The 7,129-nt window shown below is 52.4% G+C and carries 7 protein-coding genes; 1 reads left to right on the forward strand and 6 read right to left on the reverse strand.

Translation table 11 applies throughout. The features are described 5' to 3' along the window. Window positions 1-409 precede the first annotated feature (409 nt). From BLR77_RS22295 to BLR77_RS25305, 6 genes are all read right to left on the reverse strand, one after another. On the reverse strand, window positions 410-1,252 hold the full coding sequence (locus BLR77_RS22295) for an EamA family transporter (RefSeq protein ID WP_074681995.1): 843 nt from the start codon (window positions 1,250-1,252) through the stop codon (window positions 410-412). Between the two features lie 130 nt (window positions 1,253-1,382). After that, window positions 1,383-1,775 carry a hypothetical protein gene (locus tag BLR77_RS22300; RefSeq protein WP_074681997.1) on the reverse strand — a complete coding sequence of 131 codons (393 nt, stop codon included), beginning with the start codon at window positions 1,773-1,775 and terminating at the stop codon, window positions 1,383-1,385. Between the two features lie 500 nt (window positions 1,776-2,275). Then, window positions 2,276-2,692, reverse strand: coding sequence for a DUF3617 domain-containing protein (locus tag BLR77_RS25300; protein ID WP_139203072.1), 417 nt, complete (start codon window positions 2,690-2,692; stop codon window positions 2,276-2,278). Window positions 2,693-3,554: 862 nt separating this feature from the next. Further along, window positions 3,555-3,830 carry a hypothetical protein gene (locus tag BLR77_RS22310; protein WP_074682001.1) on the reverse strand — a complete coding sequence of 92 codons (276 nt, stop codon included), beginning with the start codon at window positions 3,828-3,830 and terminating at the stop codon, window positions 3,555-3,557. A 166-nt stretch (window positions 3,831-3,996) separates the two neighbouring features. Continuing rightward, window positions 3,997-4,317 (reverse strand): putative signal transducing protein, encoded by a 321-nt coding sequence (locus tag BLR77_RS22315; RefSeq protein ID WP_074682003.1) that lies wholly within the window; start codon window positions 4,315-4,317, stop codon window positions 3,997-3,999. A gap of 468 nt (window positions 4,318-4,785) precedes the next feature. Beyond that, on the reverse strand, window positions 4,786-5,124 hold the full coding sequence (locus tag BLR77_RS25305) for a hypothetical protein (protein WP_139203073.1): 339 nt from the start codon (window positions 5,122-5,124) through the stop codon (window positions 4,786-4,788). Between the two features lie 592 nt (window positions 5,125-5,716). On the opposite strand from BLR77_RS25305, the gene BLR77_RS22320 reads away from it, so the two are divergent. Continuing rightward, the gene (locus BLR77_RS22320; RefSeq protein WP_083366114.1) at window positions 5,717-6,739 is read left to right on the forward strand and encodes an IS110 family RNA-guided transposase; all 1,023 of its coding nucleotides are present in this window, start codon (window positions 5,717-5,719) and stop codon (window positions 6,737-6,739) included. The last annotated feature ends 390 nt before the right edge of the window (window positions 6,740-7,129 follow it).

Genomic DNA, 7,129 nt, shown 5'->3' on the forward strand with positions numbered 1-7,129 from the left:
TCGGGAAGGGCGCTAGTGTGCCGCAAGCCGCGTCTGGCGGGCAAAAAACTCTCGCGTCCAGGCGGTCAGCCCGACCAGCATGTCTGCGGCGTATGACGAAAAAACGGTCGACGACTCAGCACCCGTTGATCAACAGAACTGTAAAGCGGGTCTGGGGTTCCCGATCAGAATGCCGAGTCAGGCCGCCCCGATGGTGCGGATCCTCTCCTGACCTGCTGGTTGCGCCCGGGTGCCGGGTAGGAGCGAGCTCTGCTCGCGAAGCTTTTGTGCTTGGGGATTCGCGAGCAGAGCTCGCTACTACAGATGACCCTGTCGGATGGGCCGGGCGGCGATTCGCTTCAGCGTAGTAGGGTGGGCTTCAGCCCACCAAGTTGTGATTTCGCAATCCACTTGCTGCACCGCGAATCCCTCACGCCAACTTCATCACCACCACACCAGCCGCGATCACCGCGCACGCCAGCAGGCGAATCGGCCGCAGCGTCTCCTTGAGCAACACCACCCCCAGCAGCACGGCGAACACCACGCTGGTCTCGCGCAGGGCCGAGACCAATGCCACTGGCGCCTGGGTCATGGCCCAGATGACGATGGTGTAGGCGGCCATCGACATCGCTCCACCGGCCAGCCCGCCACGCCAGTGCGGGCCCAACTGCAGGAAGGCGCGCGGCCCACGGCTGATGAACAATACCGCCGCCATCACCACGCCGTTGACGGTGAACAGCCACAGCGAATAACTCAGCGTATCGCCATTGCTGCGTGCGCCCATGGCATCGCTGAGGGTGTAACCGGCGATGAATAGTGCCGTCATCAACGCACAGACCAGCATCGCTCCCTGTGGCGCCTTGTGGTGGCCGCCGCGCAGCGCCATCAGCCAGATGCCCAGCACCAGAACCAGCAATCCCAGCAACTGCAGGGCGCTGAGCCCGTCATGCAGGAGCAGCAGAGAAAGCAGGGCGACCATCAGTGGTGAGCTGCCTCGCGCAATCGGGTAGACCTGGCCGAGGTCGCCGTACTGGTAGGCGCGGGCAAGAAAGAAGTTGTAGCCGATGTGCAGCAGCGCCGAGAGTGCGATCCATGGCCAGGCCGAAGCCTGCGGCAGGGCCACAAATGGCAAGGCGCAAAGCGCCATCAGCCCTGCGCCTATCTGGATCAGCGTGGCGGTGAGGAAACGGTCGAGACCGATCTTGAGCAGGGCGTTCCAGCCGGCATGCAGGGCGGCGGCGGCGATGACGGCGAGAAAGACCGTGGTTTCCAAGAAAGGCCTCTGGCTCGGGAGACAAGCGGTGCTGTGCGAAGCGCAGCAGCATCGCTGACGGCTGTGACAGGAAGAAGACTACTCCCTACTCACTGGCAGCGTCGACGCCGCGCATCGTTGCCAGAGCGCATCAGACTAAAGCGTGGCGTCGCGTGCTGAGCAGATAGAGCAGGGTAGATGCGATGACCAGGAGATCAAGCGCGATCACCGCAGCAGCGCTGGGCAGATACGGCTGGCCATGAATCATCACCAGCGTGACGAATATCGCCTTGCTCAGCGCAGCAATGACGGCGCAGAGAACCCGGTGTTGCGGGCTCAGCGCACCATAGATCAACAGCACGCCCATCAGCCCCACCAGCGCCGACCAACTGCGAATGACCAGAGATTGCAACTGCCCGTCGAAGGAAGCGTCGAACATCGACTGCAGCGCTGCTTGCGGTGCAAATAGGCCGTAGAACATGGTGGCTGTGAGAACGCCGGATACCAGCATCAGCCATTTGAAATTGCGCGCAATGAAGTCCATCAGCGTTTACGTCCTTGTTGGTATGGGCGGGGTGGAGCATAGCCTCAAAGCGAAGGCAATGGTCGCCGGTAGGATGGCGACTCATGGCTCCCCAGCACGCCGGAGAAGCGTAAGCGCTACATAAACCCGCCAGCTGATAGCCAGCAGACCATAGCCCGCCTGACGTCGGGGGTAATCAAAAGGCGTGATGGTTTCTTGTGGCTGTGATTGTGATGAGCAGCAGCACTGTCGGAACAGGCAAGTCCTGCTGCGGAACAAGGCCGATCACAATGATGATCCTTATGATCGATTGAACGCTTGGCCCCCGAATAGCCAGGCCAAGCATCCCCCGGAAGGCCGGATATACGGATGCAACCGCGCTGACGACAAGTGCAACGGAAAAGCGTTGCTCACTACTTGTGGGGAGAGTCCATACACGTTGTGAGGCTGGCCATAAGCAGTAGTTTACTGCCGTACAGCGCCGGAAGAGACATTGATGTTAAACCCCCATGCCGTCCCCTTTATTTGCAATCGCTTACGCGCAGGGCATCGAATTGATACTCCATCTCAATTCTTCCCATCGTAAGAAAGGCGCTGCCGCTGAAATGAGTATCGTCCCACATGATCGAACCAACCGTAGTTCGGGTAACAAAGTCTGTCTTGCACTCTGTACGCCACTCAGCCTCTCCATCAGCCTCTGATAAAATCTCAGCGTCACAGTTTTTTTGCATCAATTTATCTTCCATTTTTAGTAAAAGCGTAGGAAGGTCTTCCACATCTGTATCGCTATAACAGGTCTGGGTCTTGACTGAATTGTCGGCAATGCCAGAAGTGATTTCATACATTCCAGGACGCACGATTTGCCTTTCTGTCGAAAATACTAAGCTAGAAACAGAACATAGTAAGCATGTTGTTACAGCTACGAATAACTTATCCATTTCACTTCCTATGAAAAAAATTGATGGGCAGATGGAGGGCGAGCAGTATAATAAATTATACGCTGGCAGCAGTGTAGGTAATCTAGTTTGCGCGAAAGAGTTGTAATTTTCTGCGTATCAAGAATGCCTGGAGTTTCGGGGGGCTGGGAGTTCACGTCTGTCTGATGATACCTGATGTTTGGTTAAGGGACAGGCTTTGACCAGTCCCAGATAACACAGCGATTGGTTCAATCACTTGTTAGGTAGACAACGAAAAGTCTATCTGTGCGTGATAACAACAAGCCAGCGTTTCCTTGAGGGTATACGGATGATCATGGTTTGTACACTTAGTACATTTGGTGAATAACTCGCAATTTGCAGCCTATGGCTGATTCCAGTTCAATGAGGAGATGGTCGGATATCTCACATCCTAGGTCGCTAAAACGTATAATGAATCGACTAAAGCCCATGGGCCACTTATAACGAAAATCGTTTAGTGTTGATATTTGTCCGCAACAGGGCATTGATATTGTACTGAGTCGGAACCCATCCTCATTTGAGTAATCTTGATCCATGAGGTCTTGCCAATATTCGACCTGAACTTCATTGCTACAATGTGGGCAATGGATAGACTCAAAATTTTCCCCGCAATCCCTGAAGGCGATGTGCTCATCGGTCTCGAGTGTGATTTCTGGTACGTTTTGACGCCATGTTTTTTGAATCAGCGCAACTGCGGCTGTTTGAGACGCCTTGCTTGGGATGAATTCCGGGGTGGTAGGAATTAAACAAACATAGTGATCCGACATTTGTACACCTAACGTTTGGCTAAGAGGCGGGCTTTAGCCCGTCCCAGTGAGCGATTTCAGCAAGTTGTTATGCATGTCTAGCTGAACAAGCCAGCGATTGCACTTGTTATACCTTCGATAATTGCTAAAATCCCGTCGATCATGGCTTCAAAGGTGCCGATAACTATCTCCAGAATTCCCTCGTTGCTCTGAACAGAAAGTGCAGCTGCTCCGGCAACGGAAATAGCCATAGCTGCCATAGCAACGGAGCTGAAGCCCACAACCATAATGTAAATTGCAGAACTTATAAGCAGGGCAGCGCAAAGCGAATTAAAGGCTCTCAGTAATTTTGATCGCTCTACTTTCTTTTTCATTTTCAGATCCGTTTGTAATTGAGTGAGAAATACTAAATATGCATGGTCTTTGGATAAGGGTGGTTAGCTCATTTCATTTCGCGCTGCGAACGGTTTGAGCCACTAGCTAGACCCATGCAATCGAATGCTCCAGCGGCAAGGGCAGGCCTATATAAGCTGGGTAGGGTCATTTTGAATCTCCACAGCTCCAGCAAGACATGAAATTGCCAGGGTTGCTTTCCTTACATCTTTTACACAACCACTCAATTTCACTATGTGAATTATTTGATTCTTGTTCGTGCTGATAACGCCCTACTAATTTAGCAGCAATCTCAAATTGCTCAGGGTGTACCCAGAGTTCAGGATGTATTGATTTATTGAAAGAAATAATTGAGCGAATAGAACTCTGGTGCTCATTTAATATTTTTGTGGTGACGCCATTGCTTTGCAGATAGCCGGCTATCAAGTTGACCTGAATGAGGCTGTCAGACTCTAATAGTTTTCGCACAATTAAAGCACCTAATGTTTGAGTAAGGGGCGGGTTTTAGCACGTACCGGTGAGCGAGGTGAGCGGTTTTAACCACTAGCTAGGTGTACGCTTACGCCGGCCATATTTTTTCTGAAGGCTTTTCCATTGCATTTTTTCGTGCCACCGCAACCAAAGGCAAATGGCAATGGCGACGGCACACACCAGTACAAAAGCAAGAAAGCCATACCAATTAAACTGTACTAGCCAGAAGGTTCGATATGTTTCTAGCCCTTTGCCAGCGATGATCATGTGGATGGCTGTATAGGTCATGTGTATGAGCCATAAGATGCCACCTAGACCACAGGTGGCAACGCCGTAGAAGACCAGTTTGCCTCTGGATCTTGTCTGCGAAGGTTCCGCAGGTTCTTCCATGAGTGCACCTAACGTTTGTTAAGGGGCGGGCGTTGGCCCGTCCCAGTGAGCGCAGCGAACGGTTTGAACCACTAGTCAAGGGGCACTATTCTTTAGTTTTAATTTTATGGCTAAGAAGTAAATTCCGCTAGCAAGGCTTAATTTGGAAATGCCCCCCGTTATTCCAAGAATAACTGCACCTGTTGCTGGCCATGGTTTGCCTAATTCAAAGTTTGTCTCTAAAAATATTTGTGCTAAAAATCCAAGGCCTAAAACGTTATTAAATGAGAGTTGCATTGTTAGTGAATAAATGGCGTAGATGCCTATTAAAGTTCCTGCTGTTCTATTTATGGATGCAAAAATAAGCAGCGCCAACCCAACAAAAAACAGCCCCGCAGAATAGTGGATTGCTATTTCGATATTTTGAAGAAGCAATGTAGGGCTCCTGATCTTTAGTTAAGGGGGCGGCTTTAGCCCGTCCCAGTAAGTGCAGCTAGCGGTTTGAACCATTTGTTAGGCGTTTTTGAATAATTTCATTTCTACGTATGAGAGCAATAGCGGGGCAGTAATGATAAATATTATTGCTGCCGAAACCGAGTAGTGCACTGCGGTTGATTTGTAGATTGCAAGGCATAGGAAGTAAATTGAAATTATCAGTGTCGCAAAAAATTTCCTTCTTGTATTTAGATAAAATAGCGCGGTCATGGCAATTGATATTGCAACTACTGTAATGATGAAGCCGGTTGACCCGTAACTTGGATCTCTTGCAGTTAATTTGAAACTAATGAATGGGTAGCTGAGTGCGAGCGCCCCAAAAAATAGGCACGCAACCCAGCTTAGAATGTCTGAAACTTTGAATGTGATTTTTATGGCTATTGAGATCATGATGTTGCCTAACATTTGGTTAAGGGGGCCAGCTTTAGCCCGTCCCAGTGAGCGCAGCGAGCGGTTTGAATGCTGTAATGGACTCTCTCCGCGCCACAGTTCTATACCGAGAACGGTGGTGACTGAAATTGGGAGTGTCGTGATGAAGCGAATCGCAGTTGATCTGGCCAAGTCCGTTTACCAAGTTGCCGAGAGTGTCCGTTCCGGCCAGGTGGTGCAGCGCAAGCGGCTGAACCGAGAGGCGTTCCGGCGATATATACAGGAGCAGACCGAGTCGGTCGAGTGGGTGATGGAGGCCTGTGGCACAGCGCACTATTGGGGTCGACTGGCGCAATCGCTCGGCCATCGGGTGAAGTTGCTGCATCCACGTTACGTGCGGCCCTACCGCCGTCGCAACAAGACCGACCGCAATGACTGCGATGCCATGCTGGAAGCCGAGCGTTGCACCGACATCCATCCTGTGCCAGTGAAGAGTCACGACCAGCAACAGCTTCAGCAATTGCACGGGCTGCGGGAAACCTGGAAGAAGAGCCGCACCCAGCGGATCAACCTGCTGCGCGGCGTCCTGCGTGAAGCGGGTATCGAAGCGCCTACCTCGACCGTCGCCTTCCTCCAGGCAGCCGGTGAGCTGCTTGAGCAACCTGAAGTTGCGCCCTTGAGCCGTCTGCTGCATATCGTTCTGGCCGAGATCAACCTGTACGAACAGTGCATGGCCGAGTGCGAGCAGCAGATAAAACGCTGGCATGCCGATGACGACATCGTGCGCAAGCTGGATGAAGTCAGCGGTATTGGGCTACTAACCGCCAGTGCCCTGACAGCGGCTGTCGGTAAGCCTGAGCGCTTTGCCAATGGCCGCCAGCTCAGCGCCTGGCTGGGCATGACGCCGCGCGAATTCAGCAGCGGCGACCGCCGCAAGCTTGGCCATATCAGCCGACAGGGCAACGTCTATGTGCGCACGTTATTGATTCACGGTTCGCGAGCGGCCTTGCTGGCGGCCCAGCGATGCCAGTCGCGCACGCCGGAGAAGCTGACCCAATTGCAGCGTTGGGCTGTCGAGACTGTCGCGCGCATTGGGCATAACAAGGCGGCTGTAGCGCTGGCCAACAAATTGGTCAGGATCTGCTGGGCAGTGTGGTGCCACGAGCGGCGCTTCAATGGCAATTGACAGAGCACAAAGCCCGCCTGACGGCGGGTGTAATCAGTAAGGAGTGATGGTTTTCTTGTGGTTGTGGTGAGCAGCAGCACTGTCGAAACAGGCGAGTCCTGCAGCGGAACAAGGCCGATAACAACGATGATCCCGGGGATCGATTGAACGCTTGGCCCCCGCTGCGCGAACTACAGAATGGCCAGGGCGGAAAGCCCAGAACAGGCCGGATATACGAATGCAACCGCGCTGACGACAAGTGCAAAAGAAAAGCTTTGCCCACTACTTGTGGGGAGAGTCCATATACGCTTGTTAGGCTGGGCTTTACGGTATGCCCCATATTGTTCCTTTGATTTTGAAGTCTGCAACATTTGAAACAATTTCTGCTTTTTGTATTTTTATATCTGCTCC

This window comes from Ectopseudomonas alcaliphila (assembly GCF_900101755.1).
Lineage (GTDB): Bacteria > Pseudomonadota > Gammaproteobacteria > Pseudomonadales > Pseudomonadaceae > Aquipseudomonas > Aquipseudomonas alcaliphila.